Annotated in this window: 22 protein-coding genes; 10 read left to right on the top strand and 12 right to left on the bottom strand. The window is 63.1% G+C overall.

All coding sequences use genetic code 11. From position 1 onward, the window contains the following. Positions 1-5: 5 nt before the first annotated feature. Positions 6-560: a hypothetical protein gene (locus QMA15_RS20680; protein WP_238054137.1), complete on the bottom strand. Its 555-nt coding sequence runs from the start codon at positions 558-560 to the stop codon at positions 6-8. A 96-nt stretch (positions 561-656) separates the two neighbouring features. On the opposite strand from QMA15_RS20680, the gene QMA15_RS20675 reads away from it, so the two are divergent. The 3 genes from QMA15_RS20675 (at position 657) to QMA15_RS20665 (ending at position 5,029) form a co-directional block, all read left to right on the top strand. Continuing rightward, a complete protein-coding gene (locus QMA15_RS20675; protein ID WP_060938347.1) occupies positions 657-2,474 on the top strand; it encodes a penicillin-binding transpeptidase domain-containing protein in 1,818 nt (605 codons plus the stop codon). A 107-nt stretch (positions 2,475-2,581) separates the two neighbouring features. Beyond that, positions 2,582-4,261: an NTF2-like N-terminal transpeptidase domain-containing protein gene (locus QMA15_RS20670; RefSeq protein WP_279163136.1), complete on the top strand. Its 1,680-nt coding sequence runs from the start codon at positions 2,582-2,584 to the stop codon at positions 4,259-4,261. A gap of 30 nt (positions 4,262-4,291) precedes the next feature. Beyond that, positions 4,292-5,029, top strand: a complete 738-nt coding sequence (locus tag QMA15_RS20665) for a sulfite exporter TauE/SafE family protein (RefSeq protein WP_279163137.1) — start codon at positions 4,292-4,294, stop codon at positions 5,027-5,029. A gap of 6 nt (positions 5,030-5,035) precedes the next feature. Here the strand turns inward: QMA15_RS20665 and QMA15_RS20660 are convergent, their stop codons facing one another. The 4 genes from QMA15_RS20660 to QMA15_RS20645 form a co-directional block, all read right to left on the bottom strand. After that, entirely contained in the window at positions 5,036-6,508 is a 1,473-nt protein-coding gene (locus QMA15_RS20660) for an oligopeptide:H+ symporter (protein WP_019747095.1), read from the bottom strand. 57 nt (positions 6,509-6,565) lie between these two features. After that, positions 6,566-6,943, bottom strand: coding sequence for a DUF3054 domain-containing protein (locus QMA15_RS20655; protein ID WP_030534655.1), 378 nt, complete (start codon positions 6,941-6,943; stop codon positions 6,566-6,568). Positions 6,944-7,007: 64 nt separating this feature from the next. After that, entirely contained in the window at positions 7,008-7,556 is a 549-nt protein-coding gene (locus QMA15_RS20650; RefSeq protein WP_019747097.1) for a YceI family protein, read from the bottom strand. A gap of 78 nt (positions 7,557-7,634) precedes the next feature. Then, a complete protein-coding gene (locus QMA15_RS20645) occupies positions 7,635-9,371 on the bottom strand; it encodes a 2-isopropylmalate synthase (RefSeq protein WP_269577657.1) in 1,737 nt (578 codons plus the stop codon). Positions 9,372-9,534: 163 nt separating this feature from the next. Between QMA15_RS20645 and QMA15_RS20640 the strand changes: the two genes are divergently transcribed. Beyond that, complete coding sequence (locus tag QMA15_RS20640; protein WP_007734477.1) at positions 9,535-10,215, top strand: FadR/GntR family transcriptional regulator; 681 nt, start codon at positions 9,535-9,537, stop codon at positions 10,213-10,215. Here QMA15_RS20640 and QMA15_RS20635 read toward each other — a convergent pair. Together QMA15_RS20635 and QMA15_RS20630 are read right to left on the bottom strand one after the other, a co-directional pair. Then, on the bottom strand, positions 10,212-11,318 hold the full coding sequence (locus QMA15_RS20635; protein ID WP_069147045.1) for a TIGR00374 family protein: 1,107 nt from the start codon (positions 11,316-11,318) through the stop codon (positions 10,212-10,214). The two genes, QMA15_RS20640 and QMA15_RS20635, sit on opposite strands and share 4 nt — an antisense overlap. A gap of 9 nt (positions 11,319-11,327) precedes the next feature. Beyond that, the gene (locus tag QMA15_RS20630) at positions 11,328-12,806 is read right to left on the bottom strand and encodes an adenylate/guanylate cyclase domain-containing protein (RefSeq protein WP_021343017.1); all 1,479 of its coding nucleotides are present in this window, start codon (positions 12,804-12,806) and stop codon (positions 11,328-11,330) included. 192 nt (positions 12,807-12,998) lie between these two features. Here QMA15_RS20630 and QMA15_RS20625 point away from each other — a divergent pair, with 192 nt between their 5' ends. Genes QMA15_RS20625 through QMA15_RS20610 form a run of 4 tightly spaced genes read left to right on the top strand, consistent with a single transcriptional unit; the run spans position 12,999 to position 16,791 of the window. Further along, entirely contained in the window at positions 12,999-14,177 is a 1,179-nt protein-coding gene (locus QMA15_RS20625) for an AI-2E family transporter (RefSeq protein ID WP_019747101.1), read from the top strand. Continuing rightward, positions 14,170-15,393, top strand: coding sequence for a DUF5931 domain-containing protein (locus QMA15_RS20620; RefSeq protein ID WP_003945490.1), 1,224 nt, complete (start codon positions 14,170-14,172; stop codon positions 15,391-15,393). Before QMA15_RS20625 ends, QMA15_RS20620 begins: the two co-directional genes overlap by 8 nt. A 28-nt stretch (positions 15,394-15,421) precedes the next feature. Then, positions 15,422-16,054 carry a response regulator transcription factor gene (locus QMA15_RS20615; RefSeq protein WP_047269712.1) on the top strand — a complete coding sequence of 211 codons (633 nt, stop codon included), beginning with the start codon at positions 15,422-15,424 and terminating at the stop codon, positions 16,052-16,054. A 17-nt stretch (positions 16,055-16,071) separates the two neighbouring features. After that, complete coding sequence (locus QMA15_RS20610; RefSeq protein WP_029254571.1) at positions 16,072-16,791, top strand: DUF1707 domain-containing protein; 720 nt, start codon at positions 16,072-16,074, stop codon at positions 16,789-16,791. Positions 16,792-16,795: 4 nt separating this feature from the next. On the opposite strand, the gene QMA15_RS20605 is transcribed toward QMA15_RS20610, so the two are convergent. After that, positions 16,796-17,248, bottom strand: a complete 453-nt coding sequence (locus QMA15_RS20605) for a MaoC family dehydratase (protein WP_019747104.1) — start codon at positions 17,246-17,248, stop codon at positions 16,796-16,798. Positions 17,249-17,283: 35 nt separating this feature from the next. Further along, positions 17,284-17,811, bottom strand: coding sequence for a cupin domain-containing protein (locus QMA15_RS20600; RefSeq protein WP_020968577.1), 528 nt, complete (start codon positions 17,809-17,811; stop codon positions 17,284-17,286). A gap of 150 nt (positions 17,812-17,961) precedes the next feature. Between QMA15_RS20600 and QMA15_RS20595 the strand changes: the two genes are divergently transcribed. Together QMA15_RS20595 and QMA15_RS20590 are read left to right on the top strand one after the other, a co-directional pair. Next, positions 17,962-18,534 (top strand): TetR/AcrR family transcriptional regulator, encoded by a 573-nt coding sequence (locus QMA15_RS20595; RefSeq protein ID WP_019747106.1) that lies wholly within the window; start codon positions 17,962-17,964, stop codon positions 18,532-18,534. A 169-nt stretch (positions 18,535-18,703) separates the two neighbouring features. Continuing rightward, a complete protein-coding gene (locus tag QMA15_RS20590; protein WP_279163139.1) occupies positions 18,704-20,548 on the top strand; it encodes a DUF2339 domain-containing protein in 1,845 nt (614 codons plus the stop codon). Between the two features lies 1 nt (position 20,549). On the opposite strand, the gene QMA15_RS20585 is transcribed toward QMA15_RS20590, so the two are convergent. The 3 genes from QMA15_RS20585 to trmB are packed head-to-tail and all read right to left on the bottom strand — an operon-like array spanning position 20,550 to position 24,929. Continuing rightward, the gene (locus tag QMA15_RS20585) at positions 20,550-23,456 is read right to left on the bottom strand and encodes an MMPL family transporter (RefSeq protein ID WP_020906407.1); all 2,907 of its coding nucleotides are present in this window, start codon (positions 23,454-23,456) and stop codon (positions 20,550-20,552) included. Positions 23,457-23,466: 10 nt separating this feature from the next. Continuing rightward, positions 23,467-24,174, bottom strand: a complete 708-nt coding sequence (locus QMA15_RS20580) for an NYN domain-containing protein (protein ID WP_003945733.1) — start codon at positions 24,172-24,174, stop codon at positions 23,467-23,469. Beyond that, entirely contained in the window at positions 24,171-24,929 is a 759-nt protein-coding gene (gene trmB, locus QMA15_RS20575) for a tRNA (guanosine(46)-N7)-methyltransferase TrmB (protein WP_019747110.1), read from the bottom strand. The genes QMA15_RS20580 and trmB overlap by 4 nt, the downstream gene beginning before the upstream one ends. Positions 24,930-25,076: the final 147 nt, after the last annotated feature.

Here is a 25,076-nt window from a genome sequence, read left to right as displayed (position 1 = left end):
GGTCCTCAGATTTTCGGGCCTTCGGACCGAAGATCGTCGACCTTCGACATTGCTTCGCGGAGTTCCGTGAGCCATTGTTCGCTGTGCTTGCCCGCCAACCGGACTGTCCACATGAGAGCGTCCGCTCGCGAGCGAGCAACTCCCGCGTCCACCAAGGTGTCGAGAACCTTGCGTTCGGGCTGACGTAGTCGTGTCATCACCGGAACTGAGAGATGTGTGAACAGGACGGTCTTTTCGTCCAGGCGTACACCCCAGGCGACCTTGCGTCCGTAGCGAGCCTCGGCCTCGTCGGCGATGCGCATCCGGTCGGCGCGCGTGGTTTCGCGAAAGCGCGAGATCCTTCCGTCCGCGGCGGCCTCGCCACCGTCGACTGCCGGGAGTTCGCCGATCACGACGATTTCTTCGCGGTCGACCTGGACGTCGGCGGTCCCGGTGAACCAGTCATCTGGAAGTCGACCGGCAAACCAGTCGGACGCATCACTCGCGTCGGGAACCGATGCTTGTTGCCAACCTCCGGGACGGCCGAACCTGCGGTCGCCGGAGCTTTGTGAGTTCTTCATGGCGTTCTCCTCGGAAACCTGGTGGAGCATGACTTGCGTTTATTGCACTGATTACATGATTACACCGTTAGTCGAACCGGCGCCACAAATTCGGGCATGATCGGAGTCGTGCGCCTTTCACACGCTCGTCAGAGCTTCCGAACTTTCCGTCGTCCCGTGGCTGCCGTGGCTCTGGGGGTATTGGCCGCAGGATCGGTAGTTGCCTGCAGTTCTGGCCCTGACCAGCCGAAATCAGTGGCAGAGGAGTTCGCCTCCGCGCTCACGTCGGATGACGTGCAAGCGGCGGCAGCCCTGACCACCGATCCGGCGGCGGCCTCGACTGCGATTTCGGCTCTGATCGACGGGCTGGGCAAGGACGAGGGAACATTCACCGTCTCCGACGCCACCGAGTCCGGTGATTCTGCGGGGACGTTCACACTCGATGCGGCGTGGAAGTTCGGTGAAGGTCAGGACTGGAACTACTCGACGCAGGGAAACGCGTCGAAAAGCGGGGACAACTGGCTGATCCAGTGGGACCCGGCGCTGCTGGCCCCGGACCTGACCTCCTCGACCACTCTGCGCTACACGCCCACGACCGGTGCGCCGCCGTCCGTGCTGGACGCGGCGGGTCAGCCGATCATGGAGCAGCAGGTGGTGACGCTGGTCAATCTGGATTCCGCTGCGGTTCCTCCGGTGGACACGGCAGCCGTGGCCGCCCTGCTCTCGCCCGTCGCGCCGACGATCACGGCGACATCGCTCAGCGGCGACCTTGCGTCGGCGAACGGGAAGCCGGTCACCGCAATCACTTTGCGTGCCGAGGATCTTGCACCGATCGAAGAGCGGTTGGCGGCGATTCCCGGAGTGAGCTTGGCGCCGCAAGCGCGGTTGCTCTCGGTGGACAAAACTTTGGCGTCGCCGACGTTCAGTGGGCTGTCCGATCTGTGGCAGGAGGGGCAGGACAAATCCGCAGGCTGGGCGGTGCAGCAGGTGAAGCAGAACGGAACCGTCACCACCGTCGCCGGCCAAGACGGGCCGGTCGCTCCGAACATCGCGACCACCATCGACCGACCACTGCAACTCGCCGCCGAGAACGCGCTCGCCGGGGTGACGCAACAGGCGGCGATCGTAGCGCTACAGCCGTCGACCGGAGCGGTGTTGGCGGTGGCCCAGAATGCCCCCGCCGACGCACAGGGCCCCATTGCGTTGACCGGCCTGTACCCACCGGGGTCCACGTTCAAGACCGTGACGACCTCCGCGGCGCTGCAAGCCGGCGTCGCTACACCGGACACCGTTCTGGCGTGCCCGGGTACCGAGAACATCGAGGGCCGTCAGATCCCCAACGACGACGAGTTCGACCTCGGATCGGTTCCGCTGCACACCGCGTTCGCGAAGTCGTGCAACACCACCATGGCCAGGATGGCCGTGGGTCTGCCTGCCGATGCTCTGCACAACGCGGCTCTGCAGTTCGGGCTGGGCGTCGACTACGTCACCCCGGGCCTCACGACGGTGACGGGCAACGTCCCCGACGCGAACACGCCCGCCGAACGCGTCGAGTCCGCGATCGGACAGGGCACGGTGACCGCCACGCCTTTCGGGATGGCTCTCGTGGCGGCCTCGATCGCCAACGGGACGACACCCGCGCCGATGTTGGTCAAGGGACAGCCCGGCGTGGCAGATCAGACCGTGGCACCGGCGCCCACCGAGGTGACCGAACAGTTGCGGGTGATGATGCGCGAGACCGTCACAGGCGGTACGGCAACGTCGTTGCAGGACATTCCGGGGCTTCTGGGCAAGACCGGTACGGCCGAAACCGAAGGTGGTCCAGCACACGGGTGGTTTGTCGGAATCAAGGGAGATCTCGCATTTGCGGTGTTCATTGCCGGCGCGGACAGCTCTTCGCCTGCGGTGCAGGTAGCGGGCACTTTTCTGCGCTGAAACCTGTTTTCCGTTGCAGTTGGATCACGCCGTCGTAGCTCAACCGTGACACGTTCGTAGGCATCCCGTGCTTGTTACTCGTGTGACAGAAGTAAAGAGTTACATGCATGGGGCCCGGAGGACAGCACAACCGTCGTGGAAAATATGTCGTTGCTTCGATAACTGCTGTCATTCTGACAGTGGCGCTCGCGTCATGTGTCATCGGTGGGGAGAAGAAAACCGACGCCGCTTCGGTGGTGGAAGACTTCGTCACCGCCCTCAACAACCACGACGCCGAAGCTGCTGCGGCGCTCACGTCGTACCCCAACGCAGCCCGCCCCTCGATCCAGCAGATGTTCGACGGACTGGCCGCCAAGTCCACCGACTTCGACGTCGCTCAGGTCATGGATCTGGGTAGCGACTCCGGACTCTTCACACTCGACGCGTCCTGGAACTTCGGCGAAGGCAAGGACTGGAGCTACCAGTCACAGGGCGAGGTTCGCGATCTTTCCGTCGGCTGGCGGGTGTCCTGGGACCCGTCAGTCCTGGTTCCCGACCTCGGAAACGGGCGCACCGTCTCGTACACCCGCACCGACGCAGCGCCCCCGAAGGTGGTCGACAGCACGGGCACCCTGCTCATGAACGAGCAGACCATCAACGCGATCACTCTCGACCCGACGACCATGCCGGACCCCGTCGACACCACTCGTCGCCTCGCCGCAGTTCTCGAGCCCGTCGCACCGTTGGTGACCTCGGAGTCGATGCTGGCCGACCTCGCGGCCAACCCGGGCAAGCCCGTCACCGCCGTACTGCTCCGCGATCCCGACTACGCGTACCTGGAAAGCGATTTTGCGATCCCCGGCGTCGTCGTGGTCAAGACACCCAAGCTGATCGCCTCCGATCGTCGTATCAACTCGCCGCTCCTGGACCCGCTGCGGGCCGTGTGGCAGGCCAATCGCGACGCCACCGCCGGCTGGGCGGTCAACCTGGTGGAGTCCAACGGATTCCCGATCAAACAAGCCGGCTTCCAAGGACCTCCCGGCCCCGACGTCGCCGCAACCCTCGACTCGCACGCTCAACTCGCTGCGATCGAAGCCGTCGTCAGTGCAGGTACTCCCGCCGCCATCGTCGCGATCCGCCCGTCGGACGGCGCCATTCTGGCTGCAGCACAGAACAATCAGGCCATCGAACAGGGCCCGATCGCATTCACCGGGTTGCGCCCGGCCGGCGGCGCCCTCGATCTGGTCCGCCTCGCATCGTCGATGCAGAACGGCGTCGACCCCGGATCTGTGTCCCCCGAACAGTTGGCCGACACCGGGCAGCAACTCGGACTCGGCAACGGCTTCCACATTCAGGGACTCGATCAGCAGACGGCAGTACTTGCCGCGAACCGCCCCGGCGTGGACCAGGCGATGAACAACGTCATGGCCAACAAGACGTCCAACGACTCGGACGCGCCGACAGTGACTCCGTTCGGAATGGCGATGCTCGCGGCATCGATCGCCCGCGGCAGTGCCCCGCTGCCGATGATGGTCTTCGGACAACCGGCTACCGCCGACGTCACGCCGACGGCATTGCCCGGCGACGTCAACAATCGTCTGCGCGACGCCATGCGAGGGGCCGGCGGACTGGCTGGGTACCCGGACATGATGGCGGCCGGTGCAGCGAGCGGTGACGATCGCTGGTTCTACGGATCGCGCGGAGACTTCGCGTTTGCAGTGTTCGTCGCAGACGCCGACGGCGGCGATCGAGCAATGCAGATGACGGACAAGCTCTTCCAGGAACTCGGCAAGCCTGCCGACAAGTAGTACCAGGCACCGCGGGTAGATTCCTGGTTCGTGAACCTGCTCGATTTCCTTTTCCTCGTCGTAGCGGGATTCTTCAGCGGTCTAGTCGGTTTTGTTACCGGTCTCGCATCGATTGTTTCGTATCCGGCGCTGCTGAGCGTCGGGCTTTCGCCGGTCAGCGCGAACATGACCAATACCGTCGCGTTGGTGGCCGTCGGCGTCGGCGCATTGGCGAACTCGTCCCGTGAAGTTGCCGACACCGGTCCGAAACTTGTTCGCTGGTCTCTCTATTCGGCTGCCGGTGGCATCACCGGTGCCCTGATTCTGTGGCTGGCACCGGAAGGTTCGTTCGAATCCGTTGTGCCGGCGATGGTTGTGTTCGCCTCGCTCGCGCTGCTACTGCAACCGAAGATTCGTGAGTTGTCCGGCGGCGGTGACCGTCCCGGAATCTACTCGGCCGCACTGTTTGCCGTCGCGGTCTACGGCGGCTATTTCGGTGCTGGTGCCGGCGTCATCTTCCTGGCCGCGACGCTCATCCTCACTTCCGAAACGGTGTGGCGTGCAACGATCCTGAAGAGCTTCTTTCTCGGCATTGCCAATCTTGTGGCTGCACTCATCTTCGCCTTCTCCGGACAGGTGCATTGGGTGGCCGCGTTGGCGATGGCGCTCGGAGCGTTGGCCGGAGGTTGGTGTGGCCCGCCCGTAGTCAAGAAAATCCCGCCATCGGTACTGCGTGTGGCAGTAGCGATAGCGGGATTCGTGCTGGCTCTGTGGTTGTGGGTGAAGTGAGACCGCCTACTTCACGCCCTGCATCAGCTTCTTGATCCAGGGCGAGGCAAGAGCAAGAAGTACTCCGATTCCGATTGACGAGAAACCGATGATCAGGAAGAACGGACGACTGTCGTCGATGTCGAAGTAACCGGCCAAGGTTCCCGCCATCGAAGAACCCAATGCAACGGACAAGAAGAACAACGCCACCATCTGGGTGTGGAAATGCTCGGGCGCGAGTTTGGTTGCAAGGGAAAGGCCGACGGGGGACAGGAAGAGTTCCGCGAAGGTGAAGAGCAGAAGCACTCCGGCAAGGCCGAGGAGCGGTGCACTGTTCGGTCCGCCACCGGTGATCGGGATGAATGCCAGGAACGCCAGACCCATCGTGCCGGTACCGAGCGCGAACTTGATCGGCGACGACGGCTGACGGTCACCGAGTTTTGTCCACATCGCTGCAAACACACCGGCAAAGATGATGATGAACACCGGATTGATCGACTGCACCCACGTCGGCGGGAAGTCCCAACCGAAGAGATTGCGGTCCAGGAGTTTGTCGGAGATCACCGGCACGGTGGTGAACTGCTGCTGAAACAGCGACCAGAAGGCCGCGCTCGCAATGAACATCGGGATGAATGCAAAGACTCGACTGCGTTCGACCTTGGTTACCTTCTTGCTGGTGAGCATGAGGAGGAAGTAACCGACCGAAGCGACGATCGTGAGTCCGACAACGACGTCGGACATGTTGTCCGCGGTGATCAAACCGGTGATCGAGGCAACTGCGACTACGACGATCGCGGCAATGCCGATCCCGATGTAGAGCGCGCGCTTGTCTGCAGGCAACGGGTTGCCGGGCTCGGCTCCGATTCCATGAAGATGCTTCCGACCCAGCGTGTACTGGATCAGGCCGAGAGCCATGCCGACGGCGGCGAGAGCAAAACCGGCGTGGAATCCCCAGGCGTCCTGGACGGCTCCGGTGAGCAGTGGACCGACAAGACCGCCGATGTTGATGCCCATGTAGAAGATGGAGAATCCGGCGTCGCGGCGATTGTCCTGTTCGGAATATAGGTCTCCGACCAGAGAGGTCGCATTGGCCTTCAAGCCGCCGCTGCCGAAGGCGACCATGACCAGGCCGACACCCACACCCCACATGCCAGGAAGAACCGACAAGGCGATGTGGCCGGCCATCACCAGCGAAGCGCTGTAGAAGAGCGTGCGCTCGGAGCCGAGAAGTCGGTCGGCCACCCACGCGCCGAGAATCGTCGACAGATAGACGGTGCCGCCGTATGCGCCGACGATGCTGGTCGCTGCCGCCTGACTGATGCCGAGGCCGCCGTCGCTGACGCTGTAGTACAGGTAGTAGATGAGGATGCCTTGCATCCCGTAGAAGGAGAATCTCTCCCACATCTCGACGCCGAACAGGTTCGCCAGCGCAAAGGGTTGGCCGAAGAACCCCCGGTCTTCTTTCTCGCTACGTTCGACGGGCTCCGTAGTGTTGCTCATTCGAAAAGTGTCCTACGTGCTCGGGCATTTCGGGTGGTTCCGAGCCGTGGAGTTTGGTTACGACTTGGTGCGGATCCTCGCTACCAGCGGAGCGAGTGCGCGCCAACCGAGAAGGAACGCGCCGAGGACCAGCGTCGCGACGACGATGAAGCTGAACTGGGTGCCCTGGCCGCTCAACACTCGCAGGATCATGCCGATGACGACGGCGCCGAGCCAAACGACAATGCCGGTGGGAAGAAGGAGAACGGCGTTGAACTTGTCGCGGTACAGCGCGAACGTGGCAGCCCATCCGATCACCAGGCCGGTCAGGAAGGGCCACGATGTCTTCGCCAGACCGGCGAGCGCATTGGCTTCTTCGTGGGTACGGCGCCCTATCGCGCAGAAGATTATGACAAGAATGGCGTCGATCAGCAGGAATGGTGCGTACTTCTTCACGCTCACACCATACGACTGTGCGCCTTTATTAACCGCGGGCGGTTAATAAGGGCGCACAGTGCTGTTAGGCCTGGAGGCCGGCTTCGATCTCGAGGGTGATCGTGATCTTGTCGCCGACAACTGCTCCGCCGCCTTCGAGGGGCATCTCGATGGAGATGTCGAAGTCCTTGCGGTTGATGACGGTGGTGGCTTCGAATCCGGCGACGGGGCCCTGGCCCATGCCCGGGTTGACGCCGTTGAACTCGAGGTTCAGCTCGACCTCGCGGGTGACGCCGTGGAGCGTGAAGTCGCCGGCGAGGACGAAGTCGCTGCCCTTGGAGCGCACTGCGGTGGACTTGAAGGTGGCCTTCGGGAACTTCTCGACGTCGAAGAAGTCAGCGGACTTGATGTGGCCGTCGCGCTGCTCGTTCTTGGTGTTGATGGAGTCCACGGAGATCTCGGCCTCGACGGCGGGGGTTCCGTCTTCGGCAACGGTGATCGTTCCCGAGAACTCGTCGAACGTTCCACGAACCTTGGAAACCATGAGGTGGCGAACCGAGAATCCGACAGTGGAGTGGACGGTGTCGATGACCCAGGTTCCGGCGGTCAATGTGGGCAAGGTTGCGGTGGTCATGGAAGCTCCTGAATAAGTAGTTGAATGTTCAAGTTCTTGTAGCTTCAACTATGGACCCCAGGAAATCCTTCCGCAAGATCATGTGAGCTGCATCACAGTGTTTGTGCTTGCGGCATAGACGGCGTGAAGCGCCGACGCTGTCACCGACTGATGCACCGCAATGCCCCAGCGCCCTTCGCTGTTCACCACGCATTCTGCGATGGTGACTGCCGAATTCGCACTACCGGAAGACTCCGGGTTGCGGGGCAGTGAATGCTGGGTGAGCGAGACGACCTCGACGGCCGAGCCCTGTTCCGTCAGGATCTTGCTCAATGCCTCGACCGGCCCGGACGCACTCGCGGCGGCGGTGACCTCGCGTCCGTCGCGATCAATGGCGACGAACAACTGATCACCGTCGGCGGTGTGTTCCAGTGAGTACCGACGCACTCCTCCGTTGTACCCGTACTCGCGCAGCAGCAGTTTCCACAGCTGGTCGGCGGTCATTTCGGTGCCCGAGTCGTCGGTTTCGAGCTGCACCCGCGAGGCGAAGTCGATTTGCAGGCGCCGGGGGAGTTCGACCCCGTACTCGGTCTGCAACAGATAAGCGATTCCGCCTTTGCCCGACTGGCTGTTCACACGAATCACCGCCTGGTAATCGCGGCCGACGTCGGCGGGGTCGATCGGCAGATAGGGGACTGCCCACGGCGCCGATCCCGGATCGACGCCGGCAGCCTCCGCACTCTCGTAGTGATGGGCGAAGCCCTTCTTGATCGCATCCTGGTGGGTTCCGGAAAATGCCGTGTACACGAGATCTCCGCCGTACGGGTGGCGCTCGTGGACGGGAATTCGGTTGCAGTACTCCACCGTTCGACGGATCTTGTCGATGTCGGAGAAGTCGATTTCCGGATCGACGCCCTGTGCATGCAGATTCAGCCCCAGTGTGACCAGGTCGACGTTGCCCGTGCGCTCGCCGTTGCCGAACAGGCATCCCTCGACGCGCTGCGCGCCGGCCAGTACTGCCAGTTCGGCACATGCAACCCCGGTGCCGCGGTCGTTGTGCGGGTGGACCGAGAGAATCACCGAATCGCGTCGGGCCAGGTTCTGGTGCATGTATTCGATCTGGTCGGCATAGATGTTTGGGGTGGCGATTTCGACTGTGGCAGGCAGGTTGTGGATGACCGGGCGATCGGGACTGGCGTCCCAGAGTTCGGTGAGGCTGTTGCAGACCTGCAGGATGTAATCGGGTTCGGTGAGGTTGAAGACCTCGGGGGAGAACTCGAATCGCCACCCGTCGTGGCCTTCGCCGCCACGGGCCACGTCCTGTGCCGCGCGGAAAATCATGTCGTGCAACTCTTCTCGCTCTTTGCCGAGAACCACGTTTCGCCACGTCGGCGCAGTCGCGGTGTACATGTGGACGACCGCGTTCGGCAGTCCCTCGATCGACTGGTACGTCCGTTCGATCAAATCCGTACGCGCGGCGGTGAATACGACGATGGTGACGTCGTCGGGAACGAGATCGAACCGCACCAGGTCGCGAACGAAATCGAAATCGGTCTGGCTCGCAGAGGGGTAGCCGACCTCGATTTCCTTGTAGCCGATCGCCACCATCAGTTCGAACATTCGGCGCTTGCGTTCGGGGTCCATCGGTTCTGCGAGGGCTTGATTGCCGTCACGCAGATCGACGGGCACCCACAGGGGCGCCGCGGTGGTGCGATTGGACGGCCACGTTCGGTCGAAGGTCGGAATGTCGACGCGATCCCACGCGGCGCGATAGCGCTCGGACGGCATGGGTGACGGCTTCTGGTTGTTCCAGCGGTTGGCGCGGGTAGTACTCATCTTCGGTTTCTCCTGCGGTCGAGTCGAGAGACCGGCATGGCGAAACCCCGCGGAGGGGTGCCGGTCTGTCAGGCCCCGCCGCGGCAGTCGAGAAGGAGTGCTCCTGTAGCCATGCGGGCTACACTAGAACGAAATCACTTATCAGACAACCTGAGGAGTTCACGTGTCACCGATCGTCGAGCGTCGGCTGCTCACCGACCAGGCTGCGGAGTTGCTGCGAGCGCGGATCGTGAGCGGTGAATGGGAAGTCGGCGCCAAACTTCCAGGTGAAACCACTTTGGCTGCGCAGTTGGGTATCGGTCGGTCCACCATCAGGGAAGCGGTGCGGACCCTCGCGGGCCTCGGCATGCTCGAATCGAGACAGGGTGCCGGCGTCTTCCTACGGAGTACGACGCCTCCGGATCAGTGGCCGCGCGTGCTCGAAGCCGAGGCGATTCTTCATGTCGTCGAGGTGCGAAATGCGGTCGAGATCGAAGCGGCTCGGCTGGCGGCGCAGCGCCGCGATGCCGTTGACGTCGCGGCTCTGCGGCAGGCGTTGGACGGTAGAACTGCCGCCGCGCACTCTGGAGACGCAGCGTTTGTCGACGCCGATATCGCCGTCCACCGGGCAGTGGTGGATGCGGCCCACAATCCCGTGCTGTCGGAACTCTTCGAGACTTTTGTGCCGCGTCTGCGGGCCGCGTTGATCGAGTTGATCGCGGTTCTGGACCTGCATCCACACAGTCAGCCGGATGCGGACGAGCATCGAATGTTGGTGGACGCCATCGAAGCCGGCGACGCGGAGGCAGCGGTACGGATCAGCCGGGCACACCTCGACGACATGGCGGCAGCGTTGCGACGCTAGACGCCGGGTTGTTCGCGGCGTTCGAACTCGAGGTCCATCTCGAGGTCTTCGTGGTGGGTTGCACGGAACGTGATCAAGAAGACGATCCAACCGGCGACAGCGACCATGATGAAGCTGACCAACCGATATACAAGCCATGCCGCAATCGCCTGCGGTCCACTGGCACCGGCGATCGTCAGCGCGGTGATCAGTGCGGTGTCCACGTAGCCCAGCCCGCCGGGAAGCAGCGGAATGCTGCCGACTGCTTTGGCGGCGGTAAAGGCAATCAGGAGCCCCGCGAAGGAGGGTTCCGCGCCCACCGCCCAGCATGCGAAACCCAAACAAGCGACATCGGCGACACGATGGATGGCCGACCACCCGAATGCGATGACCGAGTCGGTGCGGCTGAGCTCGACCGAATCCAGTTGCTTGAGGATTTCGGACCAACGGTGCATACCGCGTCCGGTCGGGTTATTGCGAGAACGGTTGTACAGCGCCAGAACTCGGTGTCCGATGCGCTCGATGCTGCCGGGATTCTGGGCTATGTATCGCAACGCCAGAAACAGTGCTGCCATGCCCACGATCGAAATTGTGAGCGTCACCGGGCTGACCTTGGTGCCGAACGCCGCTGCGCCGGTAGCGCCGAGTAGTGCCAGCGTCGCGGCGGCGATGACACCGCACATCGCCAACTGCCAGGATGCGACAACCGGGGTAGCGCCCCACTTTCGAGTCTGTTTGTACGTGAATGCAGTGGAGAAGACCTGGCCGGCAGGCAACGTCAGCGCCATTGCCGTACTGGCATAGATGACCGAGAGGTTCTTGAGGTGACCGGCAACTACACCAGCGGCGTTGAGCAGACGTTGTTGAACGGACGCGTAACCGCTGAGTGAAATGAGTTGGGCCGCGACGCACGCGGCCACCCAACCCCAATGGATTTCGGTCAGGACCCGCCAGGCCTCACTTAGCCTGGGCCAGAGATATGCGCCTTCGGCTATCAGGAGGGCGATGAGCGCTATCCCGAGCACCCACTTCAGCCACCAGTAGCGCCCTCTGGCCCGACTGGTCTCGGCCACGGGCGAGCGTGGTCGTCTCAGTCGCCGTGGGGTGTTTCCAGGCTGAGCCATCGACTCACCCTAACCAATTTGATCCGGATCGACCTCTGGATACTTTTCGGGCCACGCCAGATGCGTCAGTCGTCGGCGTCCACGCAGTTGGACTTGCTCGCCGAGTTCCCACTCGGCCTGTTCCTCTTCGTCGGCGAAATACAGCGCGCTCGTCGACGCCAGCACCCGGCTGGGCCGAAGTTTCGCGAGCTCGGTGAGCCGTGATGCTTCGTTGACCGGATCGCCGATCACGGTGTACTCGAAACGTTCGGCAGCACCGATGTTGCCGGCGACCGCGAGCCCCGCGCTCACACCGATTCCGACGTCGAGGCCGGTGATGTCGTTGAGCTTGAACCGCAGCTCGCGAGCCGCAGCGAGGGCTGCCGTCGGAGCGTCGGGTCGATCGAGTGGTGCACCGAAGATGGCGAGCGCCGCATCACCCATGAACTTGTTGACAAAACCGTGGTGGCGATCGATGACGTCGACGACCACACGGAAGAACTCGTTGAGCAGCTCGACCACTTCGCCCGGCGGGCGCTCGGCCGCGGCACCGGTTGATCCGACCATGTCGACGAACAGAACTGCCACGAATCGAGTTTCGCCGCCCAGTTCGGTACCGAACTTCAGCGCGCGGCGGGCCACGTCCTCGCCGACGTGCTGGCCGAAGAGCTCACGCAGCAAGCGACGCTCGTCGGACTCTTTCATCATGCGGTTGAAGCCGACCTGCAGCCGGCCGATCTCACTGCCGTCGAACACCTCGACGCGTACGTCGGTGGCGCCGCGCTGCACTCGCTCGATGGCGCGTCGCAGTTGTCGGATCGGATCGGAGATCTGAGTAGCCGTCAGCATCGACAGTGCAAAGGCCTGCACGATCGCCATGATCGAGATGAGCAGGATCGCCCACGCGAGCGAGTCGGGGGAGAACTCGAGATTCGTCGTGAGCTGCGTCGAGCACAGCAAGATGATGCCGGCGACGGGCATCAGCGTGCCGAGACCCCAGGTCATCGCCAGCCGGGTTCCGACGCCCGGCGCCATGGTCCGATCGAATTCGCCCTCACTCAAGGCCTGGGCGGCGACCGGACGCAAAATGCGCTCACCGAGCATGTAGGTGAACCCGAAGGTCGTGGTCGCGGCCATACAGACCGTCACGATCACCGCGATCGCGAGTCCGGGCATCTCGGTGATGGTCAGGAACACGAAGATGATGCCGCCCAGAATCCACAGCACCAGGTGAACGATGGCCTGGCGAAGCGGCGCGTGAAGTGCCGCCATCTGCTCGGACCTCGTCGGCGGACCCCCGCGCAGCCGCCAACGGATGACCGATTTCAACATCATGGCCGCCGCGGTGAGGCTGACGGCACCGGCGAATGCCAGGTAAACGCCGAAGATCGCGAAGTTGCGGACACGGTCGGCAACTATCGCGTCGGACTCCTGGATCGGAACGCCGTACCGGACGAAGGCAAAGACCAGCACCGCGCCGATCAGATTGGCTGCGAGCATGGAGAGCATATAGAGGGGCCACCGGCTGCGGATGGTCACCGCTATTGCTCTGTATGAGGCCCGCACAGGGTTCAATTTAGCTGGCAGAGCTCGAAGTGTTGGTACGCGCGTCCGATTATTGGTCCGCTCACCTGTGTCGGCCGGTCCGGTTAGGCTCGCGAGGTGAACGCAAACAGGGGGCGTGCGGAGCGAGCTTCGAGGATGAACAAACCCATCTCCGCCGACGCTCGGGCGGTGCACCCGGGCGTGCGCATCGCGGCGGAATGGTCGTGGCGCCTCATCGTGATCTTTGCCGGGCTACTGGTTCTCGGATACGTGGTTCTGCGCCTCGAGACCGTGCTCATCCCGGTGGGGCTGGCTCTACTGGCATCGGCTCTGCTGATTCCGGTTGTCGATCGGCTACAGGTGTGGGGAGTTCCCCGCTCGGCAGCCGTGATCGTCGTTCTGCTTGCCTCGATCGGACTGGTCGCGGGAATCATGACGTTTGTCGTCGAGCAGTTCATCGACGGGTTGCCCCAGCTCACCGACCAGTTCACGGCCAGCGTCACGCAGATTCAGAACTGGCTCACCAGCGGACCGCTGCACTTCAGCGAGGACCAGATCCGCCAGGCTGGTGATTCGGTCGTCAAGTCGGTGCAATCCAATCGTGAGTCCCTGACCAGCGGCGCCTTGACCACGGCGACGGTCATCGGCGAGATTTTCACCGGGGCATTGCTGACGCTGTTCACTCTCATCTTCTTCCTCTACGGCGGCGACCAGATCTGGCAGTTCGTCACCCGGATCGTTCCCACCGACGCTCGTCGTCGCGTGCGGATCGCCGGTTCTGCAGGTTTCGGGTCGCTGATCGGTTACGTGCGCGCCACGGTCGCGGTTGCCGCCGCCGACGCGATCGGTATCGGTGCAGGCCTGGCGATTCTCGGCGTGCCGCTCGCCCTGCCGCTGGCGTCGTTGGTGTTCATCGGCGCGTTCATCCCGATCGTCGGTGCATTTCTGACCGGTTTTCTCGCGGTGCTTGTCGCTCTGGTCACGAAGGGTTTCCTGACGGCACTGATCGTCCTCGGCATCATCATCGGCGTCATGCAGCTCGAAGCGCACGTGATGCAACCGCTGTTGTTGGGTCGCGCTGTTCGCCTGCATCCGCTGGCAGTCGTTCTCGCCATTACAACGGGCATCGTCCTCGCCGGAATCGTCGGCGGGCTCTTGGCTGTTCCGATCGTCGCGGTCCTGAATACCGCCATTCGTTCCCTCCTCGCCGACGACCCGGACATCGCGTACGCCGAACTGCACGTCGAAGATCCGGAGACCCCACTGTTCCCCGCCGAACCCGACGAGCCGCGCGCCGAGCCTCGCATCGTGAACCCCACTCCTCCCGATGACTGAGCCCACCCGCCGTCGTCGGCTGCACTATCAGCCGACCGTTCGCGAGGCGTCGGGCGTTGACACCGACCCTGATGCCCCGCTGTGGCGGGCGGCGCAGGCATTTCGGCTCGTCACGCTGGTGTACGCGATCAGCTACCAGTTCGCTTCGGCCTCCGACTACACCAACTCCCGGCTCAGCTGGTTCTTCGTCGCTCTGATGGCCGTGTGGACCGGGGTGTCGGCACTGTTGCTCGGGACCTCCGGTGCGTTGTTCGGGAAGAAGCTGCCGCGGTACCAGGTGGTGATCGCCGATCAGGTTGTCGTCATCTTGCTGATGGCGTCGACGAGGCTGGTCTCCGACCACGAGTGGTATCAGAATCACCAGACGCTCCCCACCACGCTGTGGGCCACCAACGCGGTAATCTCCGCGGCAATTCTCGGCGGGCCGTGGCTCGGTATGGCGTCCGGAGTTGTCATCTCGGCGGCCAGCGCGATCATCCGCGACCAGGTCAACCTGGACCTCTGGCGCGATGCGACGGCTCCCGTGCTCGTATCGGTCGGCCTGGCGTTGGGCTTGGCCACCACCACCGCTCGGCGCTCGCATCGACAACTCGAGCAGGCCGTACGTCTGGCGGCGGCTACCGAAGAGCGCGAACGATTGGCACGCGAAGTGCACGACGGCGTTCTGCAGGTGCTGGCGATGGTGCGCCGGCGAGGAGCCGCACTCGGCGGCGAGGCAGCTGAGCTGGCCGCGCTGGCCGGCGAGCAGGAGGTCGCGTTGAGAATGCTGATTTCCGAGCAGGTTTCGGGTGCCGCGGCAGATGTCGGCGGACAGACAGTGGATCTGTGTCCGCTGCTGACCACGCAGGCCAGCACGTCGGTGTCGGTGTCGACGCCCGCGCACCCGGTCGTGATCGAGCGCGATCGAGCCATCGAACTGGCAGCCATCGTCGACAATGCCCTGTCCAATGTCGGGCTGCACGCCGGTCCTGCGGCGAAGGCGTACGTATTGCTCGAAGATCTGCCGGACGAGGTGATCGTCAGTGTCCGCGACGACGGCGTCGGAATCCCCGAAGGTCGCTTGGCGCAGGCCGAGGCCGAAGGCCGCATGGGAGTATCGAAGTCCATTCTCGGTCGAGTACAGGTGCTCGGCGGAACTGCAGTCCTGCAAACGGGGCCGGGGGAGGGCACCGAATGGGAGATCAACGTTCCGAAGGGGAAGAGTGAGCGTGGCTGACGAAAAGGGCGAGAATCCGGTGACGGTGATGGTCGTCGACGATCACCCGATGTGGCGCGACGGTGTCTCCCGGGACCTCGAAGCCGCGGGCTTCACCGTGAGCGCCACGGCGGAGGGTGTCGAGAGTGCGCGCCGCCGAGCCGCCGCCGTGCAACCGGCCGTGGTTCTGATGGACATGAACCTGCCGGACGGAAACGGTGCCGACGCCACCACCGCGGTGCTCGAGGTTTCGCCGAAGAGCAAGGTACTGGTGCTTTCGGCCTCCGCCGAGCGTGACGACGTCCTCGACGCGGTCAAAGCCGGAGCGTCGGGTTACCTGGTCAAGAGTGCTTCGGTGGCGGAACTTCTCGAGGCCGTGCGAGCGACTTTCGACGGACAAGCCGTCTTCACACCCGGCCTCGCCGGATTGGTGCTCGGCGAGTACCGCCGGATGTCGACGGCACCGGCCGACGATCGCGCACCCGAGCTGCCTCGGCTCACCGACCGTGAGACCGAAGTGCTCCGTCTTGTCGCCAAGGGGCTGAGCGCAAAACAGATCGCCACGAGGCTCTCGCTCAGCCACCGGACCGTCGAAAACCACGTCCAGGCGACGCTGCGGAAACTTCAGTTGGCCAATCGCGTCGAGCTCACGCGATACGCGATAGAACAAGGTCTCGAATAACGTTTATCCTGGAAATCATGGAGGCCAGGAATCTACGCGTATCCGATGCCGAACGAGAGCACGTCGGCGAGCTGCTGCAGAAAGCTGTCGGTCAAGGGATGCTCTCGCTCGGTGAGTTCACCGAGCGCATGGACACTGCCTTGGCTGCAAAGACGCGAGGTGAGCTCAACTCGGTTCTCGCCGACCTTCCGGGCATCACGCTGATCTCCGACTACGACCCACCCGCGTATCCCAATGCAGGTCAGCCGATGTACCAAGGCCAGCCGTATCCTGCGCCGACGTACCAACCCCAACCGCCGCCGGTTCACCCGAGCCCGCCTTACCGCGCTCCCGTCGGCGCTCCGGTTGTCGGTAACTACGGAACGGCAAATGCTGCCGTGATTCGTGGACGAATGGCGACGGTGACGCGGAACGGCGCATGGATCGTTCCTCCCGCTGTCGTGGTCGATACCAGAATGTCCAGTGTGACTATCGATTTCACGCGCGCTGTGATGCAGACGCAGGTCGTGAACATCTCGATCGACGACTACGCCAGTTCGATCTCACTGATCGTTCCTGAAGAGGCGACGGTGGACATGAACGGTGTCGAGGCAGTCGGGGGAAGCGCGTCGAACAAGGTTCGTTCCGGCCCGCAGATGGGTCCCCTGCACCTGGTGGTGCACGGCAAGGTGCGATTCGGCAGTGTCACCGCGAAGCATCCCTTCGGTACCACGATCCGAAAGATGTTCGGCTCCTGACCTTTCAGTGATACGCGCGGGTCAACATCTCGGCGACGCACACGGGTTTGTCACCGTGTTCTCGTTCGAATGTCTGGGTCACCGTGATCTGGACGCCGCCATTGATCGGTTCGACTTTGCTCAACGTCGCACGCATGCGAACGCGAGAGCCAACCGGAAGCGGAGCAGGCAACCTGACCTTGTCGAATCCGCAGTTGAGAGCAAACGCAAAACCCTCGAGCGAGAACATCGCATACGAGAACATGGGGCCGAGTGAGAGCGTGTAGTTGCCGTGCGCGATCGTTCCACCGAACGGTGACTCCTTCGCGCGATCCACATCGACGTGAATCCACTGATCGTCGCCGGTGACCCGGGCGAACTCGTCGATGGACTCCTGCGTGACATCGTGCCAGTCGCTGACGCCCAACTCTTGGTTCAGGTTGGCGCTGAGGTCTTCTGCTCCGGTGAGTACAAGCATGAATCTTCCTTTGATCGGTAGGTGCTGGCAGTCGGTCAGTGACTTTCGATGCCGAATCCCACACCGTGCGTCTGTGCGATCTCGGCGGTGGCAACGAGATCGAATTCGATCCCGAAATCTGCTTCTACCCGCGCTGCAACCGATTCCGCGGCGGAACCTGCTTCGGCCAGTAGTTTCGGCATCAGTTCGAACAGGTCTTCCATCCCTCCGGGCGTGATGATTTCGAGAATCCGTGCTGGAGCGTCGTCGGGATTCCACACGGCGTGCCACTGGCCACGCGGTTTGAAGATCATGGCGCCAGTCTCCGCGTAGACGACCTCGTCTCCGACCATCGCTGCGACGCGGCCACTTTGAACCACCGTGTACTCGTCTTCGCGGCTGTGGCGATGGACCGGTGAGGTCATCGAATGCGGAGCGATGCGGTGTTGTACAAGAGAGAATCCTCCCTCGGTTTGTTTGCTTCGAACCATCATCCGGACGCCGGTGGCCGCGAGAGTCCCGGCAAGATCTACGTCCGGTCCGAGGACGGTCGTCGTGGTGTGGTTTGCGGAATTCGGTGACATCGATTTGGTCCTTTGCCGTCGTGAGCGTCGTTGGCTGCGCTCCGGTTTCAATTCTCGAATCATGTACCAATCGGTCTAGTGATGCAAGGTTTTGGCGATTTATGCACTTCAAGTGTTGTTGATATGTGTACTGATCGGTATGTTGAACTTATGTCTACGAGGGATTTGTTGGTCGATGCCGCTGCTGACTTGTTGCAGCGGAAGGGGTACGCGGGAACGGGTGTGTCGGAAGTGCTCTCGGCGAGCGCGACCACCAAGGGGTCCTTGTACTTTCACTTTCCCGGTGGCAAGGAAGAACTCGCAGGCGAGGCTCTGAGGCGACGCGGTGAGGCAATGGCCGATTTCATCCGGCATCTCCTGGAGAGCTCACCCGATGCCGCCACCGCGATCTCCGCATTTGCTGCCGCACTGGCTGCACGTTTGTCGGATTCGGACTACGAACGTGGATGCGCCCTGGCTACGGCAACACTGGATGCCGCAACCGAATCCGAGGTCATCCGTGGTGCTTGTGCGGACGGGTACAACTCGTGGCTGGGGCTGCTGGCTCAGCGCCTCGAAGCCGACGGTTGGTCCCGCGAAGACGCAGAGTCCGAGGCAATTCTCGCTTTGTCCGCACTCGAGGGCGCGCTTGTCCTCGCTCGGGCGCGTCAGGATCCCGCTCCGCTTCACACTTCGGGTCGGTTGCTCTCCGAACGATTGCGGAATGCAGCGCCTCGGCGATAGTTCCCTGTCGGTCGATGATGCAGTCGGTCGATGATGCAGTCGGTCGATGGTGCAGTCGGTCGATGGTGCCGTCAGTCGAAGGTGTCCTCAGTTGAATACGAGAACTCCCCAGGCTGATCGAGTAGTACTACTCATCTGATCGGCTCGGCCACGCAGCAAGCTCGTAGCCATGACCACACCGAGCTCTCCCGCCGTCGATCCGCGACTGGTGACCGCCCTCTCGGCCGAGTGCGACAGCATCGGCCGGCAGTTGCGTCACATGGGCCAGAACCTGTCGATCCTGCAGACTCAGCTGGCCTCGGCTACTGTTCCCCCGCCCATGCCGGTAGTTCCGGCACCCGCAGCTCCGGCGCCACAGATGCCGCCAATGCGTCCTCAGCAGAACGTGCCCACCTGGCAGCCGCCGACGTATCCGGTTGCCGCACCTCGCCAGCCCTGGTGGCAACGCGACGGTGTCATCAGTCGACTCCTGGCCGCGGCCGGTGTTGCCGTCACACTGATCGGCGTCGTGATGCTGCTGGTACTTGCAGCGCAGGCCGGATTCTTCGGACCGCCGCTGCGGGTGCTCGGTGGCGCACTCCTTTCCGGCGCCTTGGTGTTTGCCGGGGTGCGGGTCCACGGACGACCAGGCGGCAAAGTGGGAGCGATTGCTCTGGCCGCCACCGGTTTTGCGGGAATGTACCTCGACGTCGTCGCGGCCTCGGTTCTCTACGGCTGGGTGACGACGCCGCTCGCGGTGGTGATTGCCTTCGGGATTGCCGCGGCCGGGGTTGCTTTGGCGGTGAAATGGGATTCCGAATCACTGGCACTCATGATCGTTCTGGGCGCAGCGGTGCTGGCTCCCGTGTTGACGTCGGGAATATCGTTGACCCTCATCGGTTTCCTCTTCGCGATCCAGTCGGCGACATTCTCCGCCCAGCTCGGTCGTGACTGGAAGTACCTGGGTATGGCGCGCACCGTACCCGTGGTTCTCGCGCTGCTCGTAGCGGTAGCGTCGAATGCAATCTTCAGCGAATCCGGTAACAGTGCAGTGCAATTGGTGATCAGTGCCGGCGTGGTTGCAATAGTGGGCGCGGGCTGCGCGATGGCTATGCAGTGGACGGGTTCGCCCTCGCGCGGCGGAGTTGCAGGGGCGTGGTCCACCGCTACCTTTGTTGTCTCGTCCCTTCCGCTGATGAGCGTCGGGGCCGTGCTCGGGCGCACCGAATCCGCAGTGCTGTACGGAATTGCAGCGCTACTACTACTTTCCGCTGCAGCGGCAGCCAAGCCTTTGCCGACGCAACTGCGATTCGGACTGGGCGCAACCGGCGCTCTTGCATTGTTGCTGTGCTGCTTGTCCGGGGCGACGGAATCTCTGGTCGTACCGCTGGTCCTCACCGTCGGCATGATCTTCCTCGGAGTCTCGCTGTATGCGGGTTCGCGCTTCGTCTTCGCCCTCGGAACCGCCTTTGCGGCAATCGGATCGATCGGATACCTCACGACGGTTCCGCCGGAAGCGTTGACGACTGCCCGTGCCGCATCCATGCAACTCGGTGCGATCACGGCACTCTCGAGCCTGACGGCGATAGGTGCACTGGTGATGCTGGTGTGGGCGATTCACCGACTGAAGTTGATCGCCGATTCGAATGCAGCGGTTCTATGGGCGGCCGCAGGGTTTGGTGTCCTCTACGCGGTGACGTGTGCGCTCGTCTCATCCGGCGTCGAAATCTTCGACAGTGCAACCGGATTTGTTGCCGGGCACAGCGTTGCAACCATCGTCTGGATGCTTGCCGCCACGTCAGCGCTGGTGCTCGGCCTGAACAACCGTCAGCATGCTCGCGTTTTGCTCGGAGCTGGTCTTGCTCTCACCAGCGCGGCAGTGGCCAAGCTGTTCCTCTTCGACCTGGCCACGCTCAGTGGGCTGGTGCGCAGCGCTGCCTTCCTGGTGGTCGGCTTGCTGCTCCTGCTGGTCGGGACTCGTTATGCACGAGCCTTCGCCAAGCAGGAGCAGGTCAGCTCCGCTTCTGGATCATGAGTCAGCTTCGCTTCTGGCGAGCGATGAGCTCGCTGACACTGATGGCGCCTGCGTCGTCAGGTCGGTGCCTGCCGGTGGCGTTGTCGTCGCCGTCAGAGGCATCCGAGACTCGGGGCTCGGTGGGACGACGCTCCGGAGCGATCGGTGGAGGCGGCGACTGGGGGGTCGCCTCCACCGAGGTCGGGGCCGAGCCGTTTGTTGCAGCGCCATTTGTTGCAGAACCGTTGGTAGCACCGTTTGCAGAGCCATTCCGGCTCGAGCCGTTGGTACCTGAACCGCTGCTTGCCGAACCGTTAGTACGCGAAGGCGTCCGGACCACCGGCAGCGGCCGTGAGGCCGGGGGAGTCTGTTCCCGAGCCCGCAGGTCCGACAACCAACTCTCGATGGGACGCTCGGCCGGCGCAGCGGGCGTCGGGTTTCTCCGCTTGTCGGTGGTGTTCGGTTGCGGTCGGTACGAAGGATTGGGGACCGGTGCCTCGATCAAGTTCTGGGGCGCGCTGGCTGCACTCCCGATATCGAGACGACGTCGCGGTGCCGGCTTCTCCGCGGCAGGTGCATCCGTGTTCGGTGCCTTGATCGTCATTTCGCTGAGCGGAATGGGCTCGGTGAGAGGATCGGGAACACGAGGTCCGCTTTCCGGCTGTGCAGCCGGGGCAGGCGGCGGCATGACCCGCGAGGCCGCTTCGATCTTGCGCGGCTGACCCGGTCCGGCGATCGCACCGACGGGCGCGATCTGCGGGACGTTTGCGAGCACAAGTTCGTTGTCGAGGATCGGCTCACCCAGCCCGATCTTCTGCTGGATCCGCTTCATCCAGGCCGGGGCCCACCAGCAGTCGTCGCCGAGCAGTTTCATGGTCGCGGGGACCAGGAACATTCGGATCAGCGTGGCGTCGATGATCAGCGCGGAGATCATGCCGTACGAGATGTACTTCATCATCACCAGATCGGACAGGCCGAATGCACCGGTGACCACGATCAGAATCAGTGCGGCAGCGGTGATGATCCGGCCGGTATGTGCCGTGCCGATTCGGATGGATTCGGTAGTACTCGCGCCCTGCGCTCGCGCTTCGACCATGCGGGAGAGCAGGAACACTTCGTAGTCGGTCGACAGGCCGTAGACGATCGCGATGATCAACACCAGGACGGGAGACATGATCGGTCCCGGCGTGAAGTTCAAGAGACCGGAACCGTGCCCGTCGATGAAGATCCAGGTCAAGATTCCGAGCGTCGAACCCAGGCCGAGCGCGCTCATCAACGCAGCCTTGATGGGCAGGACGAGCGAACCGAACGTCAAGAACATCAGCAGCGTCGTCAGCAGGATGACGGATACGACCATCAGCGGCAGACGGTCGAGCAACGCGTCGACGCTGTCCTGCTCGATGGCCGGAGTACCGCCGACGAGCACAGTTGTGCCCTCGGGCCAATCCGCGGATCGAAGATAGTCGATGGTGGGCCGTGCCTCGTTGCGCTCGGTCAGACCGGCTTTGAGGACGTTGACCCCGTCCTTGGTCGCAACCTCCGGGGTGAACTTCTCGACCAGACCCGGCGCAGCGTTTGCGGTCTTGGAAATCTGACCGAGAGTGGTGTTGTCCGCTCCCTCGATGACGAGTCGAACGGGCTCGGTGCGATTACCTGGGAAGAGTTCGTCGAACTGCGCCTGCGCGACACGCGTGGGGCTGTCCGGGGGCAGGTACGTCTCGTTGATACCGCCGAACTTGATGCCCGTCAGCGGAATGATCATCAGCAGTAGAGCCGCGACGATCGGGACCGCGACCTTGAGCGGATGCTGCATGACCCAGCGGGTGAGCTTGCCCCAGAAACCGTTCTCGATTTCCTCGTTGGTCTTGGTCTGGCGCAGCTTCTTGAAGGTCAGCGCGTCGATCCGCTTGCCGAGAATGCCGAGAATAGCGGGAAGAATCGTGATGGACGAGATCGCGGCAAGCATCACGGCAGCAATGGCGCCGTAAGCCACCGATTTGAGGAAGCCCTGCGGGAACAACAGCAGACCGCCGAGGCTGACGGCAACCATGGTCGCCGAGAACATGACCGTTCTACCCGCCGTCATGACCGTTCGGCGTACTGCGGTCGGGGTGTCGTACCCCTCGGCTATCTCTTCTCGGAAACGGCTGACGATGAACAGTCCGTAGTCGATCGCGAGACCCAGGCCGACCAGAGAGACCACGGGCGCAACAAACGCGTTGACCTCGGTGAAGTTGGTGATCAGTCGAATGATGCCGTTGGCGCCGATGACGGTCAGACCGCCGACGATCAACGGGAGGGCTGCAGCGACGACGCCACCGAAGACGAAGAACAGCAGGACACCGACGGCGGGAATTGCGAGCATTTCCATGCGCTTGATGTCGTTGGCCATCGTGTCGTTGAGCGAATTCGCGACAGGTTGCAGGCCGGCGAGTTGCACGTCGACGCCGTCGATGTAGAACTGCGACTCGACGTCGCGGAAGTTGTTGGACACCGCGGTGTCGTTGTCGCCGGCGATCGCGATGCTGGTGACCGCGTGTTGCTTGGTCTTGTCCGCCAGGGCCGCCACCGAGAGACCGTTGTCGACCTTGAAGTACGAGCCGTTGATCTTCATGATCTGGTCGGGGTTGTCGGCGACGAGCCGCTGCAGATTGTCGATGACCTTCGCTTGGAACTCGGGGTCGTCGACGGTCTTGCCCTCCGGCGCCGTGTACAGCGCCAGAACGTCACCCGTCGTGCTGCGTCCGAACGTGCCGTCAGCGAGTTTTGCAGCCTCTACCGATTCCGACCCCGGATCGTCCCAGCCGCTCTGGCTGAGATGATCCTGCAGGCTCAGGCCGTACGCAGCGAGCCCGAGGAGCCCCGCCACCATGACAGCGATGACGGTGAAGCGGGCTCGATAGACGATGCTTCCCCAGCTGGCGAACACTGATCAACTCCTACTCGGCAACACTTTTTCGCCCGATGAGCAGGGCAGAAAGCGGTCGGAACGGCTGCAACCAGGCGCCCTCGTCGGGCAGGGTGTCCAGGCTTACCCGTGGCAGAGGCTCACGGAAGACACCTGGGATGTCCTCGAGATCGACGAAGTCCAAGATATCGGACGACACAGCCCAGCTGGCGTGTTCACGGAACCCGAGAACCTGGACCGGGATACCGGTTGCTGCGATGTCCTCGAGAGGTTCGCGGAACGCTTGGCCGTCGGCGGACGCGACCATGATTCCGGCGAGGCCCTCGCCGTACCGGAGCGCGATGTGCTCGAGCATGTCCGAATCGACATCGCTGTCTTCATCGACCTTCGGCTTGGCGAACACCGCGAAACCCACGTTACGCAAGGCTTCGACCCAAGGACGAACGACGTCGGCGCTGCCGGAAGCGATGTTGGTGAAGACGGTCGCTTCAGGCTCGAGCGTGCCGCTGTTCTGTGCGGACAGTTCGGCGGTGCGAGAGAGCAGCCAACGACCCAAAGCGTCGAATCGTGGCCGGTAGGCGGCGGTAGGCCGGCCACCGAGGATGGCGCCGAGGCCCATGTCGAGGTTGGGGGCGTCCCAGACCAGAAGCACCCGCTTGGGGTGGCGGGAGTCACGACCGAAGTCGAGAGGAGATTCCGACGACGTCACGTCGTCGGATAGCTGTTCGCTGACGCTCATGCTCTGATCTTCCCCCATATAAGCTCGGTGATTGCACTACCGACCTTATGGGCTTTGTCCTCGAACTTGGTGACCGGACGCTCGTGGGTCATCGGAGACTCCCAGTCGAGTGCGGTCAGCAGTGGCTCGGCATTGCCGGCTTCTTCGATCCATTCGGCGTACTCGGCGTGATCGGTTGCCACGTGCAGGACTCCGCCGGGCTTGAGGCGGTTGGCGATCAGCGCGAACGTCGGCCCCTGCAGGAGGCGACGCTTGTGATGGCGAGCCTTGGGCCACGGGTCCGGGAAGAACACCCGGACGCCCGTCAGGGACTCGGGGGCGACCATGTTCTCGAGTACGTCCATCGCGTCACCGCGTAGTACGCGGACGTTGGGAATCTCTTCACGCTCGACCTGCTGGAGAAGTTGCGCGAGCCCCGGGCGGTACACCTCGATCGCGATCAGGTTCACGTGCGGTTCCGCCTTGGCCATAGCGGCCGTCGCGGTGCCGGTACCCGAACCGATCTCGATGATCAGGGGTGCCTCGCGTCCGAACCAGGCGTTCGCGTCGAGCGGTGTGTCCGAGACGTCGGCGCCGATGAGCGGCCACTGACGGTCCCAAGCCTGCTGCTGCGCGTCGGTCAGCGCACCCCGGCGAGAGCGAAAGCTGGTCACTCTCGGATGGAGACGGGACCCCTTGGCGTGGTCCGTCTGCCCCGTGTCAGGGGTCTGCGGTGCATGCTGATCGGCTTCGTTCACGAACCCATTGTCACGCATGACCCCCGTTTAGCGCAGACGGGTCTGAAGTTTGAGTTGAGACTTTCTGCGGAAAGTCCTGAAACAGCCGACTTCGGACAGTCAGCGAAAGAGTGGTGTCACCTGCCGTCCTTGCCGAGAACCTGACAGAATCTCACCGACACGATG

The organism is Rhodococcus sp. APC 3903, assembly GCF_030407755.1.
Classification (GTDB): domain Bacteria; phylum Actinomycetota; class Actinomycetes; order Mycobacteriales; family Mycobacteriaceae; genus Rhodococcus_F; species Rhodococcus_F erythropolis.
The sequence above is the reverse complement of the archived record's forward strand: the minus strand, read 5'-3'. Positions and strand labels throughout refer to the sequence as shown.

Excerpts from the sequence above, each read along its gene's own strand:
- QMA15_RS20625 (WP_019747101.1), top strand. The coding sequence starts at position 12,999 with ATGAACAAACCCATCTCCGCCGACGCTCGGGCGGTGCACCCGGGCGTG.
- QMA15_RS20645 (WP_269577657.1), bottom strand. The coding sequence starts at position 9,371 with ATGAGTACTACCCGCGCCAACCGCTGGAACAACCAGAAGCCGTCACCC.
- QMA15_RS20610 (WP_029254571.1), top strand. The coding sequence starts at position 16,072 with ATGGAGGCCAGGAATCTACGCGTATCCGATGCCGAACGAGAGCACGTC.
- QMA15_RS20630 (WP_021343017.1), bottom strand. The coding sequence starts at position 12,806 with ATGCTCTCCATGCTCGCAGCCAATCTGATCGGCGCGGTGCTGGTCTTT.
- QMA15_RS20620 (WP_003945490.1), top strand. The coding sequence starts at position 14,170 with ATGACTGAGCCCACCCGCCGTCGTCGGCTGCACTATCAGCCGACCGTT.
- QMA15_RS20600 (WP_020968577.1), bottom strand. The coding sequence starts at position 17,811 with ATGTCACCGAATTCCGCAAACCACACCACGACGACCGTCCTCGGACCG.
- QMA15_RS20660 (WP_019747095.1), bottom strand. The coding sequence starts at position 6,508 with ATGAGCAACACTACGGAGCCCGTCGAACGTAGCGAGAAAGAAGACCGG.
- QMA15_RS20670 (WP_279163136.1), top strand. The coding sequence starts at position 2,582 with ATGGGGCCCGGAGGACAGCACAACCGTCGTGGAAAATATGTCGTTGCT.
- QMA15_RS20595 (WP_019747106.1), top strand. The coding sequence starts at position 17,962 with ATGTCTACGAGGGATTTGTTGGTCGATGCCGCTGCTGACTTGTTGCAG.
- QMA15_RS20635 (WP_069147045.1), bottom strand. The coding sequence starts at position 11,318 with ATGGCTCAGCCTGGAAACACCCCACGGCGACTGAGACGACCACGCTCG.
- QMA15_RS20580 (WP_003945733.1), bottom strand. The coding sequence starts at position 24,174 with ATGAGCGTCAGCGAACAGCTATCCGACGACGTGACGTCGTCGGAATCT.
- trmB (WP_019747110.1), bottom strand. The coding sequence starts at position 24,929 with ATGCGTGACAATGGGTTCGTGAACGAAGCCGATCAGCATGCACCGCAG.
- QMA15_RS20590 (WP_279163139.1), top strand. The coding sequence starts at position 18,704 with ATGACCACACCGAGCTCTCCCGCCGTCGATCCGCGACTGGTGACCGCC.
- QMA15_RS20650 (WP_019747097.1), bottom strand. The coding sequence starts at position 7,556 with ATGACCACCGCAACCTTGCCCACATTGACCGCCGGAACCTGGGTCATC.
- QMA15_RS20675 (WP_060938347.1), top strand. The coding sequence starts at position 657 with ATGATCGGAGTCGTGCGCCTTTCACACGCTCGTCAGAGCTTCCGAACT.
- QMA15_RS20615 (WP_047269712.1), top strand. The coding sequence starts at position 15,422 with ATGGTCGTCGACGATCACCCGATGTGGCGCGACGGTGTCTCCCGGGAC.
- QMA15_RS20605 (WP_019747104.1), bottom strand. The coding sequence starts at position 17,248 with ATGCTTGTACTCACCGGAGCAGAAGACCTCAGCGCCAACCTGAACCAA.
- QMA15_RS20680 (WP_238054137.1), bottom strand. The coding sequence starts at position 560 with ATGAAGAACTCACAAAGCTCCGGCGACCGCAGGTTCGGCCGTCCCGGA.